This window comes from bacterium, from assembly GCA_035559435.1.
Classification (GTDB): domain Bacteria; phylum Zixibacteria; class MSB-5A5; order WJJR01; family WJJR01; genus JACQFV01.
Window position 1 is genome coordinate 36,806 of record DATMBC010000054.1, and the last position, 18,784, is coordinate 55,589.

The 18,784-nt window shown below is 62.6% G+C and carries 20 protein-coding genes; 7 read left to right on the top strand and 13 right to left on the bottom strand.

Features of this window, described 5'->3' with window-relative positions; translation table 11 throughout:
- The 6 genes from VNN55_06195 (at position 1) to VNN55_06220 (ending at position 3,250) form a co-directional block, all read left to right on the top strand.
- Positions 1 to 1,191: a M24 family metallopeptidase gene (locus VNN55_06195; GenBank protein HWO57139.1), complete on the top strand. Its 1,191-nt coding sequence runs from the start codon at positions 1 to 3 to the stop codon at positions 1,189 to 1,191.
- Positions 1,188 to 1,667 carry a PaaI family thioesterase gene (locus tag VNN55_06200; GenBank protein ID HWO57140.1) on the top strand — a complete coding sequence of 160 codons (480 nt, stop codon included), beginning with the start codon at positions 1,188 to 1,190 and terminating at the stop codon, positions 1,665 to 1,667. The genes VNN55_06195 and VNN55_06200 overlap by 4 nt, the downstream gene beginning before the upstream one ends.
- On the top strand, positions 1,664 to 2,233 hold the full coding sequence (locus VNN55_06205) for an NUDIX hydrolase (protein ID HWO57141.1): 570 nt from the start codon (positions 1,664 to 1,666) through the stop codon (positions 2,231 to 2,233). The genes VNN55_06200 and VNN55_06205 overlap by 4 nt, the downstream gene beginning before the upstream one ends.
- A gap of 239 nt (positions 2,234 to 2,472) precedes the next feature.
- Complete coding sequence (locus VNN55_06210) at positions 2,473 to 2,700, top strand: hypothetical protein (protein HWO57142.1); 228 nt, start codon at positions 2,473 to 2,475, stop codon at positions 2,698 to 2,700.
- 18 nt (positions 2,701 to 2,718) lie between these two features.
- Positions 2,719 to 3,054, top strand: a complete 336-nt coding sequence (locus tag VNN55_06215; GenBank protein HWO57143.1) for a hypothetical protein — start codon at positions 2,719 to 2,721, stop codon at positions 3,052 to 3,054.
- A gap of 4 nt (positions 3,055 to 3,058) precedes the next feature.
- Entirely contained in the window at positions 3,059 to 3,250 is a 192-nt protein-coding gene (locus VNN55_06220; GenBank protein ID HWO57144.1) for a hypothetical protein, read from the top strand.
- 952 nt (positions 3,251 to 4,202) lie between these two features.
- On the opposite strand, the gene VNN55_06225 is transcribed toward VNN55_06220, so the two are convergent.
- The 7 genes from VNN55_06225 to VNN55_06255 all read right to left on the bottom strand — a co-directional run bounded on the left by VNN55_06225 (position 4,203) and on the right by VNN55_06255 (position 11,399).
- Complete coding sequence (locus VNN55_06225; protein HWO57145.1) at positions 4,203 to 4,493, bottom strand: helix-turn-helix transcriptional regulator; 291 nt, start codon at positions 4,491 to 4,493, stop codon at positions 4,203 to 4,205.
- Positions 4,494 to 4,497: 4 nt separating this feature from the next.
- Positions 4,498 to 4,776: a hypothetical protein gene (locus VNN55_06230; GenBank protein ID HWO57146.1), complete on the bottom strand. Its 279-nt coding sequence runs from the start codon at positions 4,774 to 4,776 to the stop codon at positions 4,498 to 4,500.
- 402 nt (positions 4,777 to 5,178) lie between these two features.
- The gene (locus tag VNN55_06235; GenBank protein HWO57147.1) at positions 5,179 to 6,603 is read right to left on the bottom strand and encodes an NADH-quinone oxidoreductase subunit N; all 1,425 of its coding nucleotides are present in this window, start codon (positions 6,601 to 6,603) and stop codon (positions 5,179 to 5,181) included.
- Positions 6,600 to 8,135 carry an NADH-quinone oxidoreductase subunit M gene (locus tag VNN55_06240; GenBank protein ID HWO57148.1) on the bottom strand — a complete coding sequence of 512 codons (1,536 nt, stop codon included), beginning with the start codon at positions 8,133 to 8,135 and terminating at the stop codon, positions 6,600 to 6,602. Before VNN55_06240 ends, VNN55_06235 begins: the two co-directional genes overlap by 4 nt.
- A complete protein-coding gene (nuoL, locus tag VNN55_06245; GenBank protein HWO57149.1) occupies positions 8,135 to 10,072 on the bottom strand; it encodes an NADH-quinone oxidoreductase subunit L in 1,938 nt (645 codons plus the stop codon). The genes VNN55_06240 and nuoL overlap by 1 nt, the downstream gene beginning before the upstream one ends.
- Positions 10,073 to 10,574: 502 nt before the next feature.
- Complete coding sequence (gene nuoK, locus VNN55_06250; protein ID HWO57150.1) at positions 10,575 to 10,883, bottom strand: NADH-quinone oxidoreductase subunit NuoK; 309 nt, start codon at positions 10,881 to 10,883, stop codon at positions 10,575 to 10,577.
- A gap of 3 nt (positions 10,884 to 10,886) precedes the next feature.
- Positions 10,887 to 11,399, bottom strand: a complete 513-nt coding sequence (locus VNN55_06255) for an NADH-quinone oxidoreductase subunit J (GenBank protein ID HWO57151.1) — start codon at positions 11,397 to 11,399, stop codon at positions 10,887 to 10,889.
- Positions 11,400 to 11,824: 425 nt separating this feature from the next.
- On the opposite strand from VNN55_06255, the gene VNN55_06260 reads away from it, so the two are divergent.
- Positions 11,825 to 12,064 carry a hypothetical protein gene (locus VNN55_06260; protein HWO57152.1) on the top strand — a complete coding sequence of 80 codons (240 nt, stop codon included), beginning with the start codon at positions 11,825 to 11,827 and terminating at the stop codon, positions 12,062 to 12,064.
- A gap of 259 nt (positions 12,065 to 12,323) precedes the next feature.
- Here the strand turns inward: VNN55_06260 and VNN55_06265 are convergent, their stop codons facing one another.
- The 6 genes from VNN55_06265 to VNN55_06290 all read right to left on the bottom strand — a co-directional run bounded on the left by VNN55_06265 (position 12,324) and on the right by VNN55_06290 (position 18,610).
- Positions 12,324 to 14,651 (bottom strand): DEAD/DEAH box helicase, encoded by a 2,328-nt coding sequence (locus VNN55_06265; GenBank protein ID HWO57153.1) that lies wholly within the window; start codon positions 14,649 to 14,651, stop codon positions 12,324 to 12,326.
- A gap of 201 nt (positions 14,652 to 14,852) precedes the next feature.
- Positions 14,853 to 15,074 (bottom strand): hypothetical protein, encoded by a 222-nt coding sequence (locus tag VNN55_06270; protein ID HWO57154.1) that lies wholly within the window; start codon positions 15,072 to 15,074, stop codon positions 14,853 to 14,855.
- Between the two features lie 11 nt (positions 15,075 to 15,085).
- Entirely contained in the window at positions 15,086 to 15,628 is a 543-nt protein-coding gene (locus VNN55_06275) for an archaemetzincin family Zn-dependent metalloprotease (protein ID HWO57155.1), read from the bottom strand.
- 77 nt (positions 15,629 to 15,705) lie between these two features.
- A complete protein-coding gene (locus VNN55_06280; protein HWO57156.1) occupies positions 15,706 to 16,686 on the bottom strand; it encodes an ROK family protein in 981 nt (326 codons plus the stop codon).
- 48 nt (positions 16,687 to 16,734) lie between these two features.
- On the bottom strand, positions 16,735 to 17,958 hold the full coding sequence (locus VNN55_06285) for a pyridoxal phosphate-dependent aminotransferase (GenBank protein ID HWO57157.1): 1,224 nt from the start codon (positions 17,956 to 17,958) through the stop codon (positions 16,735 to 16,737).
- Between the two features lie 64 nt (positions 17,959 to 18,022).
- Entirely contained in the window at positions 18,023 to 18,610 is a 588-nt protein-coding gene (locus VNN55_06290; GenBank protein ID HWO57158.1) for an HAD family hydrolase, read from the bottom strand.
- Between the last annotated feature and the right edge of the window lie 174 nt (positions 18,611 to 18,784).

Genomic DNA, 18,784 nt, shown 5'->3' on the forward strand with positions numbered 1-18,784 from the left:
ATGCCCGCCATACTCACCGATCAACTGGCCGCGATCCAGCAGGCCTTGCGTGACGAGGGGCTGGACGGTTGGCTGCTTTACGACGCCCACGGTCTCAACCCGATTGCGCGGCAGATCGCCGGCCTGGTCGGGGTGGTGACCCGCCGCTGGTTTGCGCTGATCCCGGCGCAGGGGCCGGTGCGGGTGCTCTACCATCGCATCGAGAGTCTCGCGTTCGAGGGAATGGCGGCGGACAAGCGCGTGTACCGCACCTGGCAGGAACTGGACGCGGGGATCGACTGGGCGACGCAGGGGTGCCATCGGGTGGCGATGGAGTATTCCCCCGACAACGCGATCCCGTACGTGGCGCGGGTCGACGCGGCGACGGTGGAAAAGATTCGCGCGCGCCGCATCGAGGTGGTCTCCTCCGCCGATTTGGTGGCGCGGTTTCTCGCCGCCTGGACGCCGTCGCAGTTTGAAAGCCATCGGCGGGCCGTGGCCGCGGTGCTGGAGATCAAGGATTTGGCCTTCGATCTGGTGCGGCGCAAAGTGCGCGAGCGCGCATCACTGACCGAGCATGAGGTCGCCGAGTTCATCCGCGGCGAATTCGCCCGGCGCGGGATGGTGAACGACGGCGAAGGGCCGATCTGCGCGGTGGATGCCAACGCCGGCAATCCGCACTATGAGCCGACCGCGGGCAAATCGGCGCGGGTCGGGCCGAATCAGCTCGTGCTGTTGGACATCTGGGCGAAGTTCGACACGCCCGATGCCGTCTATGCCGACATCACCTGGACCGGCTATACCGGCCCCCGGATTCCCGATGAGATCGCCAGGGTCTTCGGGATAGTGGCGCGGGGACGCGACCGTGCAATCGAGTTCGCCAATGAGAAACTGGCGCGCGGCGAGACGGTCCACGGTTACGAAGTCGACCGGGCGGTGCGCACGGTGATTGAACAGGCCGGTTACGGCGAGCAGTTCATCCATCGCACCGGCCACTCGCTGGGGCGCGCGGTCCATGATGTCGGCCCCAACATCGACGATTTGGAGACGCAGGACCGGCGGCGGCTGCAGGAGAATGTCGCCTTCACCGTCGAGCCGGGTATTTATCTGCCGCAGTTTGGCATCCGCTCCGAGATCAACGTGGTCGTGCAGAACCGCCGCGCGGTGGTCACCACGCTGCCATTGCAGACCGAAGTCCTGCCGCTTGTATGAGCCGAACGCCGCGTAAGAAACCCGCCGACCTGTCGCAGAACTGGACGGCCGCGCGCCGGCGGATGTTGACGTCGCGGTTTCGTACCGTCCCCTTCCCCAACTGGATGGGCATGAAGATCGTTCGTCTGGCGGCGGGCGCGGCGACGCTGTCGTTGACGGCGGCGCGTCATCACCGGCAGTATCAGGGAATCGTGCACGGCGGGGCGCTGGCCTCGCTGGCCGACACCGCCGCGACCTTCGCGGCGCTCACGGTGATCCCCGAAGGAACCGATCTGGTGACGATCGAGTTCAAGATGAATTACCTGGCGGCGCTGCCCGGCGGGACGGCGTGGGCGGCGGGACGGACCGTGCGGGTGGGGTCGCGGGTGGCGGTCGCCGCGGTTGATGTGTACGGCCCGACGAAGGATCGCCTGATCGCGACGGGCACATTCACGATGCTGGTTTTTCCGCAATCCGGGAACAAAGGGGCGGCGTGAGTTATCTGGGCAGCGCAACCATCGCCGGCTGGGAGGCGCGCTACGGCCGACCGGTCGAGTGGCACCACCATCAGCCGGTCTCCAGCCACGATTTCGACGGTATCAAGGCCAGCCAGAAGGACGGCCGCGACCATGACATCACCTTCTACATCGAAAACCGCGGGCGTGTGGCCGTGATCGCCAAGCCGATTTATCCGCGCGGGCTTTTCCGCGCGCCATCAGGCGGTTTGCATGTGGGCGAGACACTGGAGGAAGGCGCGGCGCGCGAGGCCTATGAGGAAACCGGACTGGTGATGACGCTGGACCGGTATCTGTTGCGCGCCCGGGTGGTCTTTGAGGACTGCGGCCGCGAGATCCTCTGGTGGACGCACGTCTTCAGCGCCCACACCGACGATGAGGTGATCGCGCCGGTCGATACGCAGGAGATCCGCGAGGCGCGTTGGGCGTTGCCGGAGGAGTTTGCGGACTTTACCGCCCAGATGGCAACCGCCGACCGTGGCGGTTTGCGATACCGTGCCGCACTTCACCGGCAAATCGCCATGATCCACCCCCTTTTCAAATCCTGAGCAGGGAGCCTCGCACACGCGCCACAACCTGTGGGATGCCAACCACTACCGACCGCTGTAGGATATCCGCACAGAGGCGGATAGCATAATACCGGACTTTCACTGGTCCGCATATTGCATTATCTCACAACCGCTTCCATATCATCACCCTACGCGGCTCCTCGCACCGCAAATCCGGCATCGGGATTGCGATTTCGCAGTCCGGAGACGCTGCGCCTACGAGGGCGACGGGAGCGACGATGATGAGGGTCCGTTACATCCTGACCATGGAAGACCTGGTGGTGCATGGCGAGCATATCGACAGTCTGACGCTGGATTGGCAGGACGACGCGACGCGCGAACAGGTCATGGGCTTCTCGCAGAAGTGGATCACGTCGCGGAATTTTCTCACTTCGCGGATGAACGGGCTTTCGGAAGTCGGCGAGTCGTCGTTGACGATCGAGCCGGTGGGAACCGAAGTCGTGTAAATCGCACAGGGAGCAACGATGAGCGGGGCGGGCGGACTGGTGATGACGATCTTCGCGTCGATGACGGAGTTCGTCGAGCGGCTCGCCGATCGCTGGGGCGATCTGAACGCGTTCATCGTAGCCCACCTGGGCGAGATCGGGCAGTACGCCTTCTGGGCGTTCAGCGCGCTGGTCGTCCTGATCATCGTGACCTACGCCACCAAACTCGTCTACAACCTGGCCAAATGGGTGCTGGTCCCGTCGGCGCTGCTGTCGATTGCCGGCTTGACGCTGGCGCCGTCGATCTCCCCCATGCAGACCTTTCCGGTGTTCATCGGCGTGACCACGCTGGTGATGCTGGTGAAAGCGCGGTGACACCATGTGGTTTAGGCGACGCGCCTCCAATGGCAAACGTCTGCGGACGTGCCCCCGCTGTCAGGAGAAACTGCAGGCGCGCGAGCATGTGTGGGTCTGCACGCGTTGCATGCTCATCTGGCACGGCGACACATTCGAGCCGCTGACGAAGGACGATTCCGGATCGCAGTACGACGATTACTTCTTCCGGACGTAGCGGGTGGGCTTGTCAACCCCTCAGAGAACTGTACATACAGGAAACACTCAACGCCGGACTCACCGTGGCTCCTGTCGCAACTTCCTCAACCTTCTGCGTAGTCGTCGCGCTCGGAGGTTTGCCGCACCTCGGTTTAGTCCGGTCACGTACCGAATCTTGCCTTCCAGTGAACGCACCTGTCTTGGCGAGTGGTTGTCCGTACGCACTTTATCGATTTCGATATCTATTTCGCGGAGCTTCTTCGAAGGACAGTCTATTTGCTTCTCAATCCTGACACCTGTTACTACGAATTCTCCAACTTGGACTCCATACGTCTTGCCCCTGTTTGGCCGGAAGCCGGATTGCTCAATCATGCGGCAAACAAGCGATTCAAGTTGCGTCACATGTTTGGGACCTGAGAGAGTGAGGTCATCCACATAGAGCGAAAACCTCGCGCGGTGCGTCTGTGCGAGTTTCCGCGCGCGTCTAAGAAGGTTCATGGAGGCGAGGCCAGCGAGAATTGAACTCGTGGGAGCCCCCTGAGGCAGCGCGCCATTCAAAGTGCAAAGGCGTGTCAAAATGCGGGAGACCGCGGGGCTGCAACCCAAGACATTACAGAACACTCGATAGACTTTCGCGTTCGAGACACTGGGATAAAAATTGGAAATGTCGGACTTGAGGATTGCGGCCGGCCGCAAGTGGATATTTGCATTGGACACATTCGATCTGCCGCGGAACCCTCCCTGCAACTCTACTGGATACTGCAGACGCCGCAACTCGTCTTGCAGACGATCCTGTATTACCCGGAGCGGCCCGTATATCCTAGCGACGATTCGGATTTTTCCGTCTTTGCTGATTTCTCGAAATCGATAAAATCGACTCGGATCACTCATGATTGAGGTCAGCTCGCGCTCTGAGGTACGAAGCCGCATACAAAGATGCTTGACGGACCGAATGTTCAGACCGGACTTAATCATCTCTTGTCGAGCTTTCGCGACACTCTTGCCGCTAGAAGTGTTCCTAGGATTGCCCGGAGCTCGGCGATGACCTCTTGATTCTCGCTTTCAGTGTCCTGCAACACGAGCAATGGGAGCGGAATGCGTAGCTCCTTGGAGAGTTTCTTCAACAACGCGAAGCCGGGATCACGCGCTCCTCGCTCGATCTGCGAGAGATACGTTCGTGAAACTCCGAGCCTCTTGGCCAATGTCTGCTGGGATAGACGCTCTGCCTCCCGCAGCATCCTGACTAGTAGCCCGACATCCATCTATCTACACAACCGCGAATCGGTAGTTAAAGAAGGAGTAGATTCTCTTGGCCAATCTTCCAATGTAGACGATGGCTTCGACGACCATCGCGGGCGTCACGCCCGCGTCTATGACTCGTCGAATCGCCTTCGCCTTCTTGATCGAGCGTTTGAGATCTACCAGCATGGCAGAGTCCGACTGTTCTGCTTCGCGTGCGATTCGCATCAACTCGTCGATCAGAGAATTGAGATGACGAGTTGCAGTGACCCTCCCACGGCCTGGCTTCCGACGCTTATTGCGCATCATACCTCCTGGTTACATGGTGACGTTTAACTGAGCCACACAACGAAATCGCTGTGCAGCCTCCTTTTAACTAGCTCGCCAACGCGCCACTTCCCACGCCGCGAACAATGACCGACGAGCGTAAAGGCATCGCGACATCCTGCCCGGGGTCATCGCGCCTCTCCCGCACGAAACGGAGAGGGAGGCAGAAGCCTCTTCATTAAGCGACACCTAAGTGTCGGGCACCATGCACCAGACCGAAAACCAAGACCGAAATCCTAGTTTCCTCCTTCCCATGCGCGGACAATGCGCACAGGAGCATGATTCGGAGATCCCCCCGGGCTGTCAAGATAAAAATGTGCACAACTGTTCACTTTTTGTCCACAGGCCAACCTTTGCCCGGATCGAAGTAACGCTTGTGCTCTACAGCAGCCAGAAGAGCGAACTGCCGGCCAGGTCCAGGAAGGGTTGCGGATACAGGCCGGGGATCATCGTGACCAGTGTGGCCAGCCAGAGGGCGGGGCGCAGCGAGGCGGGCGGATCGATGGCAGCCGACTCTTCGGTCGGAGGCCACATCCACATCGCCACCACCACGCGCAGGTAGTAGTAGACCGACAACGCCGAGAACAGGACTGCCCAGATGACCAGGCCGACCAGATCGGCGCGCACAGCTTCGGAGAAGACGACGAACTTGCCGGCAAAGCCGACGGTCGGCGGTATGCCCGCCAGCGCGAACATGAAGATCGAAAGGACCGCCGCCAGCGCCGGGTGGCGTTTGCCGAGGCCGGCGACATTCTCCAGCGTGGCGCTCACACCACCATGGCTGATGGCGCAGAGCACGGCGAAGCCGCCCACCGACATTCCGGCATACCCGAGCAGATAGAAACTCACGGCCCCGACCGCGCTGGACCCTCCAGCAGCGAGGCCGACCAGGGCATAGCCCATGTGGGCAATGCCGGAATAGGCGAGCAGGCGTTTCAGATCATGCTGGCGCAAGGCCAGGAGATTGCCGACCAGCATCGACAGCCAGGCGATCCCCCAGAGAAACGACTCCATCGGAATGTCGGCGAACACGGAGAGCGTGAGACGCAGAAGCAACCCGACCGCCGCCGCCTTGGGCGCGGCGGAATAGAAGGCAACGGTGGGTGTGGGCGCGCCGGCGTAGACATCGGGCGCCCAGGCATGGAACGGCGCCGCGGCAATCTTGAAGAGGAAGCCGATCGCAATCAGGATTCCGCCGATCCAGACCAGCAGACCGTGAGCGTCGCCCTGCGCGATCGCCCGGCCGATCTGCTCGAGATTGAAACTGCCGGTGGCGCCATAGACCAGCGCGATGCCAAAAAGCAGGATGCCGGAGGCAAAGGCGCCATTGAGGAAATACTTCGCGCCCGCCTCGACATGCTCATCATGTTTGCCATGCCCCGCGGCCATGGCATACAGCGGCAGCGAGAGGATTTCGAGGGCGATGAACAGGACCGCCATGTGGGCGCCGGTGACCAGCAAGTCCATGCCGATCACCGACAGCAGCAGCAGGGCGAAATAATCGACGCCGAAGATCGTGTTGGCGCCTTTGGCCTTCCAGGAGCCGGCGGCGGTGAGCGTGGCCAGCAGCGCGCCGGTGCAGATCACCAGACGGATCATGTGGGCAAAACGGTCGGCGAGGACCATGCCGGAGAAACCGACTTCGATGTTCTCAAACTGCAGCGCGACGCTGACGGCGGCGGCGAAAATCACGAAGGCCGCCAGCCAGCCGGCGTTGAACTTCCCCTTCGAGGTGACATCGAGCAGCATCACCACGAACACGCCCAGACAGAGGATGATTTCGGGGGCGATCGCGGCCCAATTCATCGCGTCACCTCCGCGGCCGGCAGGGTGAATGACTCGGACGGGTCGGCCGGAGCGCCATATTGCGGCGGCTTCACCTGTTCGACCCAGGTCTTCAAGTCCGGTTCAATGCGCGCCAGGAAGGGCTTCGGGTAGACGCCGATCCAGATGATCAGCGCCACAAGCGGGATGACCACCGCCAGCTCGCGGCGGTCGAGGTCGAGAATCTTCTCATTCTCCGGATGAGTGAGCGGACCAAAGAAGACCCGTCGCACCAGCCAGAGCATGTAGCCGGCGGCGAGAATCACGGCGGTGGTCGAGATGATCGCCGCGGCCGGGCTGGTCTGGAAGGCGCCCAGGAGAATCAGAAACTCGCCGACGAAACCGTTGGTGCCCGGCAGACCGATCGAGGACAACGTCACGATCAGGAAGATGATGGTGAAGACCGGCACGGTGGCGAAGATGCCGCCATAGTCGGCGATCTGACGGGTATGACGGCGCTCATAGATCATCCCGATGAGCAAAAAGAGCGCGCCGGTCGAGATGCCATGATTGATCTGCTGCAACAGCGCGCCGGAGGCGCCGATCAGATTGAGCGAGGCCAGCCCAAGCATCACAAAGCCGAGGTGCGAGACCGAGGAATAGGCCACCAGACTCTTGACATCGGACTGGATCAGGGTCATCGCCGCGCCATAGACGATGCCGATCACCGCCAGCACGCGGATGGTGTCGGCCAATACCGCATACCCGTCGGGGAACAGCGGCATGGCGAAACGCATGAAGCCATAGGTGCCCAGTTTCAGCAGCACACCGGCCAGCATGACCGATCCGGCGGCGGGCGCCTGCACATGCGCATCGGGCAGCCAGGTGTGGAACGGAAACATCGGCACCTTGATGGCAAACGCGAGCGCAAAGGCAGCGAAGAGCCAGAGCTGTGCGCCGGCGGGAATGTTGAGTTGATACCAGGCGAACAGGTCGAAGGTGCCATTGCCGCCGGCGTTGCTGTACTGGTAAGTCCAGAGAATGGCCACCAGCATCAGCAGCGATCCGACCATGGTGTAGAGCACGAACTTGACGGTGGCGTAGATGCGACGTTCCCCGCCCCAGATGCCGATCAGGAAGTACATCGGGATCAGCATCGCCTCCCAGAAGATATAGAAGAGGAAGACATCGGTGGCGCAGAAGGCGCCGATCACGCCGGTCTCGAGGAACAGAAGCGAAGCATAGTAGCCGCGTCTGCCCTGCTTGATGCCGGTAAACGACGAGACCACCGCGATGATGGTCAGAAGCGTGGTGAGCAGGACCAAAAGCAGCGAGATGCCATCGAGCCCGAGGGCGTAATTGATGCCGAAGCGGGGGATCCAGGCCGCCTTTTCGACGAACTGGAATCCGCCGCCGGGGACAAAGCCGAACCAGAGCCAAAGCGACGCAACCAGTTCGACGGCCGAGGCAATCGCGGCGACAATCCCCAGTTCCTTCCCCTCATCGCGCGGCCAGAGAAGCAGGGCGATGCCAGCGACGGCGGGCCAGAAGATGAGGAACGAGAGCAGACCCATTATGCGCCCACCATTCCCTGCAGGAAGGCCCACAGCGCCCAGCCAACCGCGACCACACAACCCAGGATGAAGGTCAGAATCCCCCAGCGGAACCGTCCGGTGGACAACTTCACCCCGCCGGCGGCGGCATTCTGCGCGCCGGCCGCCAGACCATTGGCCGCGCCATCGACCACGCCGAGGTCGAAGTAGCGGTAAACCGCCGTGGAGATCTTCACCAGCGGATTGACCACCACGGCCTCATAGAGTTCATCGATCCAGTACTTGTTCAGAAGCAGGTTGTAAAGTCCGGGGAATTTCTGGCGCAGCGCCTCGGCCTTGTCCGGCGCTTTCACATACCAGGCATACGCCCAGCCGATGCCGGCCAGGGCGATCAGGACGGAAAAGGCCATCAGTCCATACTCGACGGCGTGGGAGGCATGTGTCTCGAGGTGGAGTGTCTCCTCGGCGAATGTAAAGACCGGCGCGAGGAAATGCTCGAACCAGGCGCCGCCGCCGAGCGCCGCCGGCCAGCCGATCCAGCCGCCGATGATCGAGAGCACGCCGAGAATCGACAAGGGCAGCGTCATCGCGCGTGGCGATTCGTGGGGATGGACTTCATGGCCGAAACGCGACTGGCCATGGAAGGCCATGAAGACCAGACGGAACATGTAGAACGCGGTCAAGAGCGCGGTGAGCGAACCGACCGCCCACAGCAACCAGTGGCCGATGGGTGAGGCGAACGACTTCCAGAGGATCTCATCCTTCGAAACGAATCCGGCCAGCGGGGGCACCCCGGCGATCGCCAGCGCCGCCACGACAAAGGTCCAGTAGGTGGTCGGCATGTGCTTTTTCAGCCCGCCCATCTTGCGCAGGTCCTGCTCGTCGGACATGGCATGGATGACGCTGCCGGCGCCGAGGAACAGCAGCGCCTTGAAGAAGGCATGGGTCATCAGGTGAAAGATCCCGGCGGCGAAAGCGCCGACGCCGAGAGCGAGGAACATGTAACCCAACTGCGAGATGGTTGAATAGGCCAGGACCTTCTTGATGTCGTTTTGCACCAACGCCATGGTCGCGGCAAAAAGCGCGGTGGCGGCGCCGATGACGGCGACCACGATCAGCGTGACCGGGGCCAGCGCGAACAACGTTGAACAACGCGCGACCATGTAGACACCGGCGGTGACCATGGTGGCGGCATGGATGAGCGCCGAGACCGGCGTCGGGCCCTCCATCGCGTCCGGAAGCCAGACATAAAGCGGGATCTGGGCCGACTTGCCGGTGGCGCCGAGGAAGAGCAACAGCCCGATCGCGGTCAGCGTGCCGCCGAGCCCCGCGGCCATCGCCGGGGCCTTCTCAAAGACCTCGAGATAATTGACGGTGCCGAACGAGCGGAAGATCAGAAAGATGGCGATGGCAAAACCGAAATCGCCGATGCGGTTGACGACAAACGCCTTCATCCCCGCCCTGGCCGCCGAGGGACGTTTGTACCAGAAACCGATCAGCAGATACGAGCAAAGCCCCACCCCTTCCCAGCCGACGTAGAGCAGCAGGAAGTTTCCGGCCAGGACCAGCACCAGCATGAAGAAGACAAAGAGGTTGAGGAAGGCGAAGTACCGCGGCTGGTCGGGGTCATGCGCCATGTACCCGACCGAATAGACATGGATGAGGAAGCCGACGCCGCTGACCACCAACGCCATGACCGCCGAGAGCGGATCAAACAGGAATCCGAACGCCGCCGAGAAACCATCAACGCCGATCCATTCGAAGGGCATGACCTGGAACTGGCGCCCGGGATAGCCGAGGAGGGCGAAAAACGATCCCAGCGCGATGACAAAGGAGGCGAGCACGCCGGCGCAGGCCACCACGCCCGCGGGGCCTTTCCCCCACTTACGGCCGAAGAAGCCGTTAAGGAGGAACCCGGCCAGCGGCCAGAGCGGTATGGTCCAGACAAGCGATAGCATGAGTCTTAGGGGTGTCTCTCGCGGTTCCGGCGGGTCCCCTCACCCGTTTTGCCTGCGGCAAAACGACCTCCCCCTGAGGGGGAGGTGAACGGACTTGCGCCCCGGCCGTCGCGCAATTCAGCGAACTCAGCTCGTCGATTCTGCGTCATGACATCGTTCAAATCGTTCTGTCGTTCCGGTGATTTCCAGTCTCTAACTTGTCAGTAATCCTGCTTCCCATCTCTCCTGATCGCTGCTCTCTCGAACTTCTGAACTTCCGATCCCCTGATCACTAAAGTAGCCAAACACTTCGTTGCTTGTTCACCTCTCCCTTCGGGAGAGGTCGTTTTACCGCGGGCAGAACGGGTGAGGGGAACCACCACCATCACTCTGTTAGCATGTTCAGCCTATTTCCTATCCCCCGTTTCCGCGAACTACCAATCCCCACTCCGCTTGTTCACCTCTCCCTCCGGGAGAGGTCGCCTGGCCCAGCGGGCCAGGCGGGTGAGGGGACCCGCGCGCGTCACCCTTTCAGCATGTTCAATCCATCCACATCGACCGACCGTTTGCGCCGGTAGACCGCAACCAGGATTGCCAGCCCGACCGCGGCTTCGGCGGCCGCCACGGTCAGCACAAAAAAGACCATCGCCTGCCCGCCGATGTCATGGTGGACGCGGGCAAAGACGACCAGCAGCAGATTGGCGGCGTTGAGCATCAACTCGACACTCATCAGGGTGACGATGGCGTTGCGGCGGACCATCACGCCGACCACGCCGAGAGTGAAGAGAATCCCGGCGACGATGAGGTAATGTTCCAGCGGCACGGGCAGCATCGGTTATCCCTCGACCTCGCCGTCGCGGCGCGGACGCGCCACCACCATCACCGCCAGCGCGGCGGCCAGTAGCAGAATCGACGTCAGTTCGAACGCAAACAGGTATCCGCCGAACAGCGCCTTGCCGATGGCAGTGACGCTGCCAAATCCCTCAGGCGCCGGGCCGACAACCGCATCGACGCCGCCGAAGAGGACGAAGAGCTCTGCAAGGAAGGTGGCGCCCAGTATCCCGCCGAAGACGCGGATGCCGCGCAGCGGATTGGGCCCGAACTCATCGCGTTTCAGGTTGAGCATCATCACGATGAACAGGAACAACACCATGATGGCGCCGGCGTAGATGATAATCTGGAGAATGGCGATAAACTCCGCCGACAATTGCAGGAAGAGGACGGCCAGCGCGACGAGGGTGACAATCAGGTGGAGGACGCAGGTGATCGGGTTGCGCACGGTGATGACGCGCACGGCGGCGGCGATGGCCACAAGAGCGGCAACCCAGAAGACGATCAGACTCAGCATCGGTGGTCAGCCCGTCGGATTCCCTAAGGGAATCTTTTCACAAAACCCGCCAAACAAAAACGCCCGGCGGGCGTTGCGGCAGGCCTCAAGTATCAAGCGGGCAAGGGGTTCAGTCAACCCCGTTTTGGTAGGATTTGACAGCGTAGGCGGATCGGAGCTGGACCCCGAAATCGACCTGTGTTTGCCGTTCAGTCCGTGACTGGACTATGACCGAAGGTGTGATCGGTAGTCCATTCGCGGTAGTCACGCTTGAGGATCCAATTGTAGTCCGGCATAGACTCCCATTCATCCGGACCCGCCTCGAGATTCCGAGCCATCACGGAAACGGTCAGTCGTAAATCACAAGGCCTCCGGTCGCCAACTAGCTGTGTGACTCTATCACGAGGAGTGCCATCTAGATCAAAAGCTAGGTCGACGAGTCAGAAGTGACCCGTTTTGACCTCTCCGAACTGAATGATCCAGGATTGTGTCCCTCCGTGAAGACCCTTGCCGTAGCTTTCCTCTCTCATGCCACCGTTGGACATAGTCAATTTCAGAACTACGCGCGCCTCAACGTGACGCGTCCCGCGATTCAAGACAGCAAAGAAGGACTCCCCATTCCGCATCTCGGAAGTCAATTGAAACGAGATGCGCGGTCGATCACGGTCGTGACATTGCTCAATTAGCACCCTGCGAGTCTCGTAGGATTCGCGGAGTTGGACCAAGAACAGAATCGCCGTTACGAGCAAAACCACGTTTGCAGTTAAACCCGGAACGGCCCCTGAGAAGAGCCACGTCTCGAACGTGAAAGCGATCATTCCGGCTAGTACAAGCGCAATCAAGGCGGGAGTGAATCGGAAGGGTTTCATCGTTGGTGCCACACCTGTCCCCTGCGATACATTCGTGGTCCTCACTGCAATCAGTCAGCGAGTCAGAGTGAAACGATTAATCAATCCCACCCTCTTCCCCATCAAGCTGCGCCACCGGTTCGTTGACGCGCGGGCGTGTCTCCAGCGTCGCCGATTTGGCCGCGAACTCCAGCAGGTCGGCGGCGCCTCTTTTGCCGATGCGGCCGATTTCCATTTCCGGACCGACACAGGCGGGGCAGCCGCTCTGGCAGGAGCATTCGCGGATCAGCCGGGCGGTCTCGGAGAAGAGGTCGGAGGCCATCTCGAAAATCTTTTGCGAAAAGCCGACGCCGCCGGGGACGTTGTCGTAGAGGTAAATCGTCGGCAGCCCGGAATGCGGTGCGCGCACCTGCGAGAGCGCGCCGAGGTCGCGCGGATCGGACATCACCCACAGGGGGGCCATTTGCCCCAGCGCATTGGCGGCGGCGCGCAGGATCTCCCCCAGGTTGCCGATCGGGTAGCCCAGTTTCGCGGCGATGTCGGCGGGGAAATCGGCCCAGAAGGCGGTGGTGTGCATCTCCAGTTCGGGCAGACTGATCTTGCCGGAGCCGACGTTTTCGTGGGTGTGGAAACGGATCTTCTTGAACAGCACGGCGACGGTGGTCAGCGACACTTCGCCATGCCCCAGCCGCATGTCGGGGGCGATGCGGTCGTTTTCGACCGTGAGGATCTTCAGGTCAGTCTTGGTTTCGGCGTCGGTGAAGTAGTCGACGTTGACTTCCTCGACATAGGCGCGTCGTCCCTCCCAGTCGAGGTCCTTAACCTGGTACTGCCCGGCGCCGTGGAGGTAAATGGCGTCGGGATGCAGAAAGACCGGCGCCGAGAACAGGTCGGTCTCGCCGATGATGCGGTTTTTGTCGGAGCGGTTGTGGATGGTGAAGTTCTCCGGCGAGGCGGCGCGCAGGGAGACCTCGCCGGCGGGATAGATGTCGGAGGCCCAGAAGTAGCGTCCGCCCGACTGGGTCAGCACCCGGTTTTCGCGCAGGTACTCCAGCATCGGCTGGGTCATGTCGACACCGAATTTGGCATCGGCGCCGAACGGCAGCTCGAAGGCGGCGCATTTCAGGTGGGACATCAGCACGACCAGATTGTTCGGGTCGACAATTCCCGATTCGACCGGGCGGTCGAAGATATACTCAGGGTGGCGGATGAGGAACTGGTCGACGGGCGAGGAGTTGGCGACCATGATCGCCGCCGATATCCCCTGCCGCCGCCCGGCGCGTCCGATCTGCTGGCGCATCGAGGCCAGGGTGCCGGGGTAGCCGCAGAGGATCGCGACATCCAGCGAGCCGACATCGATGCCCAGCTCGAGGGCGTTGGTGGAGACCACGCCACGGATTGAGCCGCGGCGCAGCCCCTCCTCGATGCGGCGGCGCTCATTGGGCAGATATCCGCCGCGGTAGCCGACCACCAGATGCGGGTTGCGTTTGATCATCGCCAAGTGCTCGCGCAGGTAGGTGAGGATGACCTCGACCGACCGGCGCATGCGCGCAAAGACGATGGTGGTAATGTTGTGCGTCAGGAACTCGGCGGCCAGCTTATTGGCCACCGACAGCGAGGAGCGACGGATGCCGAGGGCCTCGTTGACCAGCGGCGGGTTGTAGAGGATGACATGCTTTTCGGCGGTCGGGGCGCCGTTGCGGTCAACCACGACGAACTTCCTGCCCACGATCCGTTCGGCCAGTTCATCGGGATTGTGGATGGTGGCCGAGCAGGCGATGAACTGCGGATCGGCGTTGTAGAAGGCGGCAATGCGCAGCAAGCGGCGGATTACGTTGCCCAGGTGCGAGCCGAAGACGCCGCGGTAGTGGTGCAGTTCATCGATGACAACATAGCGGAGGTTTTCGAAGAGTTTGACCCACTTGGTGTGGTGGGGCAGAATGCCGGAGTGCAGCATGTCGGGGTTGGTGATGACGATCTGCCCGGCGATGCGCACGGCGCGACGGGCGGTCGAGGGCGTGTCGCCGTCGAACGTGTGGGTCTTGATGTCGATGCCGGCGCTCTCGGTCAATTCGACCAACTCGGCGCGTTGATCCTGCGAGAGCGCCTTGGTCGGAAACAGGTACAGAGCGCGGGCGGACGGGTCGCGGAGGATGGCGTCGAGCACCGGCAGGTTGTAGCAGAGGGTCTTGCCGGAGGCGGTCGGGGTCACGACCACCACATTGTCGCCGCGCTCGACCGCGTCGATCGCCTCGGCCTGATGGCGGTAGAGCTTGGCCACGCCCCGCCGACGGTACGCATCGGCCAGCCGCGGGTCGATCGATGCGGGATAGTCGCGGTAGTCGCCGCTGCGGGCGGAGATGGTGTGCCAGTGCTCGACGTGGCTGTCCTTGCGCAGTTTTTCGAGAACCTGTTCGAGGGTCATGGAAATGCTCCAGACACGATGTAGGAGCGCGACGCTCCGGCGGAGCCGCGAGCCCCGGCTTGCACAAACGAACGCGACGTGGTCCCTGGAGGCGCTCCGCGAGGACGAAACGGCGCGCGCACGGCCACCTCCGCGGCGCGGCGATCCGCCGCGGCGGATCGCGTCCCACGGATGCTTAGACAGCGGCGGGCGCGCTGTCCATCACTTTTTCGATGGCGAAACGGGAGAAAATCGCCGGGCCAGGAGCCAGCCGGCATAGAAGACGGCCACCGCCAGCAGGGTGGCATAGATCATCGGCCCCTCGCTGGGCTCGGCGCCGTAGACCAAAAGCCCCTCCAACCCCAGCACGAGGCCGAGAATCTGCAGGAGCCGTCCGATCCGGTATCCCCAAATCCGGCCGGTGGAGGGAGCGGGAGCCGTCATACGGTTGGGACTCAGACGCCGTGGCGGACCAGGCGGCGCTGGCAGTTGTCACAGAATTTTTCGGCTTTGGCGTCGGTGTCACTCATCGAGGCCGAACGGTACATCACACAGCGGGGGTTGCTGCAGGCCGCAAGGTGGAACAATTGCCCGACCAGGTGGATGCCTTCTTTGACCGCGCGCGAGAAGATCTGCTTTTCATCCTCGGCCATGCCGTAAAACTCAAGCCGCATGCGGTAGAATGACATCACCGCGCAGCCGGAGACCGGATCGGCCTCGCCGTAGACAAACGGCACGGTCGGGATGTAGAGATCCTCCTCGGTCAGGCCGAGGATCCGCTCGTTGTCGTTTTGGCGCATCAGTTCCAGCTTGGTCAGGATCACGGTGGCGTAGAACTGACCACGTTCCTGATTCTCGGCCTCGTCGGGCACCTCGACTCCCTGCAGGATGTCGACGCCGGCGGAAAAAGCGATGGAGAGATTGGCGGCGAGCTTGTTGACCTGGTAGAAGTCGAGATCGCCGAGCGGGACGATGATGATCTTGCCGCGCGATTTCATGGCCGGTCACAAAACAGGCGCCGTCTGGATCACATCCGGCGCCTCAGACCGGACATTATACGTCAACGAGGTCCGAATCAACCGCTTTTGCCGAGCGCGTAGGCCCCCAGGGCGGCCGCGCCGATGAAACCGGCGTCGTTGCCCAGCGCCGCTTTGCCGACGCGCAGGTTTTTTGCCTCGACGGAGAAGGCATGCGCGCGGATGCGTTCGCCGACCTGCCCCAGCCAGAACCCGTCGCGGTCGGCGTCGGCCATCCCCCCGCCGATGATCACGGCCTCCGGATCAAAGAGATTAACCGCGCTCAAAATTCCCATCGCCAGTTGGTGCGCCGATTCGACCAGAATCTGCCGGGCGGTCGCATCTCCCCGCGCGAATGCGTCGAAGAGGATGGCCAGCGTCATGCCGTCGGCCGACGCGTCGCGCAGCGAGGCCAGAGCCGAATCGGACTGCGTGTCGGCGGCGGCCGCCGCCTTGCGGATGACCGCGTTGGCGGAGGCATACAATTCGAGGCAGCCATGATTGCCGCAGGGGCAGCGCGGGCCGCGATAGTCGAGGGTGATGTGCCCCATCTCCCCGCCCGAGCCATTGGGGCCGGAGAAGATGTTCCCGTCGACGATGAATCCGCTGCCGATGCCGGAACCGACGGTGACGCAGATCAGGTTGTCGATGCCGCGTCCGGCGCCGTAGCAGTATTCGGCCCACGCGGCGCAATTGGCATCGTTGTCGATGGCCGTCGGCAGACCGGTGTCGTGTTCGACCAACTCGGCCAGATTGACGCCGATGATCGTGGTCAGGTTCGGCGTGGGCGGTTGCACCTTGTGGGTGGATGGATTGATCGTGCCGGGAGAGCCGATGCCGGCGGAGACGGGGGTGTGGCCGGCGCGCCGGGCCCAGTCGCAGAGCGCGCGGGCGCAACCGACGATGCCATCGAGCGTCGCCTGCTGTCCTTCGGCGCCGCGGGTGCGGGCACGATCGGCGAAGAGGATATGCCCTTCGGCGTCGATGGCGCCATACTTGATCCAGGTGCCGCCGATGTCGATGCCAAGATGGATGTTCATGGCCCGATGGGGAAGAGTATTGCCCCGTAATGGCGGATGGCGCCCGCCTTACTTGGGATAGGCCCGCAGTCCGGCCGCCAGGGCCGCCATGGCCTGCTCGAGCGCCGGCTTTTCCAAAACATAGGCGATGCGCACTTCCTTGGTGCCGCGTCCGGGTGTGGCATAGAATCCCGGCCCGGGGGCGAGCATCACGGTCTCGCCATTGTGATTGAAGTCGGTGAGCATCCACTGGCAGAACCGGTCGGCATCATCGATGGGCAGGGTGGCCATCAGGTAGAAGGCCCCGGCGGGTGTCTCGCAGCGCACACCCGGCATGGCGCCGAGCCGCTCGATCACCAGATCGCGGCGCGTCTGGTACTCGCGGGCGATGCCGGTATAGTAGGCGTCATCGAGGTCCATCAGATGCACCGCCGCCAGTTGCTCGACCGTGGCGGTGCACAGCCGCGCCTGACCCAGCCGCAGGGCCCCGTCCATGATCGCCTCGTTGCGCGAGACCAGCGCGCCGACACGCGCGCCGCAGGCGGAGAAGCGTTTCGAGATCGAATCGAGCATGATCGCGCGGTGGGCCGCCTGCGGATACTGCCAGATCGACACATGGGTCTGACCGTAGCAGAACTCGCGATAGACCTCATCGGAAAGGATGAAGAGGTTGTGCTCCTCGGCGATCTGCACCACGGTGGCGATTTCATCGCGGGAGAGCACGGTGCCGGTCGGGTTGTTGGGCGAGCAGATGAGGATGGCGCGTGTGCGTTCGTTGATGGCCTGTTCGATCACGGCGCGCGCGGGCAGGCAGTAGCCGAGCGCCGGTTCGGAGGCAAACGGCCGCAACTCGACGCCGGCCGCGCGCGCCAGCGAGAAGTAGTTGGTGTAGAACGGCTCGGAAGTCACGACGTTGTCGCCCGGATCGCAGGTCAACGTCAACGCAAAGTGAATCGCCTCCGACCCGCCAGTGGTGATTTGAATCTGTTCGGGGTGAATATCCAGGCCGCGCCGCAGATAGTAGTTCGACCAGGCCTTCAGCAGACTGGCATGTCCCTTGGAGTGGCCGTAGGCGAGCACCTTCTCGTTGAAATTGCGCAAGACTTCGAAAAACTGCGGCGGCGTGGGGATGTCGGGCTGGCCGATGTTCAGGTTGTAGACTTTCACGCCGCGCGACTTCGCCTGCTCGGCAAATCCGACCAGTTTGCGGATCGGCGAGGGCGGCACGCCATGCGCGCGCACCGAGATGGCCGGGCGGGAGGACACGGGCAGACTGGTGGTCGAGACGCTCATCGGTGACTCCTGATTGGGTTCCCCACGGGACGAGAGGCCAATGTAGCGCGTGCCGGAGGCAGAGTCAACGCGGCGGGGCGTGCAGACGCCCGGTCCGCATTCCCCACCAATGCACGGCGTCCAAGGGCGATGCGGCAATGTGATCGGGAGGCGTGGCATCTCCCCAAGCGCGTTGCTCCTGTGCGCCGTACCCGGTGAGCACGAGAATGCCTGGGACGCCGATCCCCTGTCCCAATTGCACATCGCAGGCGCGATCGCCGATCACCACCGAGTGTGCCAGATCGATGTCAAAATCGGCGGCGGCCTGATCGATCATGCCACGCGCGGGCTTGCGGCAGGAACAGAGCGGCTGGCCGGGCAACGGGTAATGCGGACAGTAGTAGATCGCATCGATGGCGGCGCCGCCTTCGGCGAAGAGCTCGATCACACGGCGGTTGACCGCGCGTACGGTGTCCTCGCCGAAGAAACCGCGCGCCACACCCGACTGATTGGTCACGCCAATCACCCGCACGCCCCAGTGGTTGAGACGGCGCACCGCTTCGATGGCGCCGGGCAGCGGCTCGACACCGGCGGGATCGCTGAGGAAGCCATGCTCCACGATCAGGGTGCCATCGCGATCCAGAAAGGCGGCGGGCGGCGGAGGGTGCGTCATTGGGCGCGGTCCACAGCCGCCATCTGGCGGCGCAATGCGGCAGAGAGGGCATCGGCGACCGCGTTCACATCGAGCTCCTCGAAGCAGTAACGGCGATCGCGGAAACAGGGCGCGCGTCCGTGGCGGTCGCATGGCGAACACCAGACACCCGAGTGAAAAGCGCGCGACCTCTCC

Bases quoted from the DNA above. Each gene is read 5' to 3' on its own strand.
- VNN55_06195 (HWO57139.1), top strand. From the start codon at position 1: ATGCCCGCCATACTCACCGATCAACTGGCCGCGATCCAGCAGGCCTTG.
- VNN55_06200 (HWO57140.1), top strand. From the start codon at position 1,188: ATGAGCCGAACGCCGCGTAAGAAACCCGCCGACCTGTCGCAGAACTGG.
- VNN55_06210 (HWO57142.1), top strand. From the start codon at position 2,473: ATGATGAGGGTCCGTTACATCCTGACCATGGAAGACCTGGTGGTGCAT.
- VNN55_06215 (HWO57143.1), top strand. From the start codon at position 2,719: ATGAGCGGGGCGGGCGGACTGGTGATGACGATCTTCGCGTCGATGACG.
- VNN55_06220 (HWO57144.1), top strand. From the start codon at position 3,059: ATGTGGTTTAGGCGACGCGCCTCCAATGGCAAACGTCTGCGGACGTGC.
- VNN55_06225 (HWO57145.1), bottom strand. From the start codon at position 4,493: ATGGATGTCGGGCTACTAGTCAGGATGCTGCGGGAGGCAGAGCGTCTA.
- VNN55_06230 (HWO57146.1), bottom strand. From the start codon at position 4,776: ATGCGCAATAAGCGTCGGAAGCCAGGCCGTGGGAGGGTCACTGCAACT.
- VNN55_06235 (HWO57147.1), bottom strand. From the start codon at position 6,603: ATGAATTGGGCCGCGATCGCCCCCGAAATCATCCTCTGTCTGGGCGTG.
- VNN55_06240 (HWO57148.1), bottom strand. From the start codon at position 8,135: ATGGGTCTGCTCTCGTTCCTCATCTTCTGGCCCGCCGTCGCTGGCATC.
- nuoL (HWO57149.1), bottom strand. From the start codon at position 10,072: ATGCTATCGCTTGTCTGGACCATACCGCTCTGGCCGCTGGCCGGGTTC.
- nuoK (HWO57150.1), bottom strand. From the start codon at position 10,883: ATGCTGCCCGTGCCGCTGGAACATTACCTCATCGTCGCCGGGATTCTC.
- VNN55_06255 (HWO57151.1), bottom strand. From the start codon at position 11,399: ATGCTGAGTCTGATCGTCTTCTGGGTTGCCGCTCTTGTGGCCATCGCC.
- VNN55_06265 (HWO57153.1), bottom strand. From the start codon at position 14,651: ATGACCCTCGAACAGGTTCTCGAAAAACTGCGCAAGGACAGCCACGTC.
- VNN55_06270 (HWO57154.1), bottom strand. From the start codon at position 15,074: ATGACGGCTCCCGCTCCCTCCACCGGCCGGATTTGGGGATACCGGATC.
- VNN55_06275 (HWO57155.1), bottom strand. From the start codon at position 15,628: ATGAAATCGCGCGGCAAGATCATCATCGTCCCGCTCGGCGATCTCGAC.
- VNN55_06280 (HWO57156.1), bottom strand. From the start codon at position 16,686: ATGAACATCCATCTTGGCATCGACATCGGCGGCACCTGGATCAAGTAT.
- VNN55_06285 (HWO57157.1), bottom strand. From the start codon at position 17,958: ATGAGCGTCTCGACCACCAGTCTGCCCGTGTCCTCCCGCCCGGCCATC.
- VNN55_06290 (HWO57158.1), bottom strand. From the start codon at position 18,610: ATGACGCACCCTCCGCCGCCCGCCGCCTTTCTGGATCGCGATGGCACC.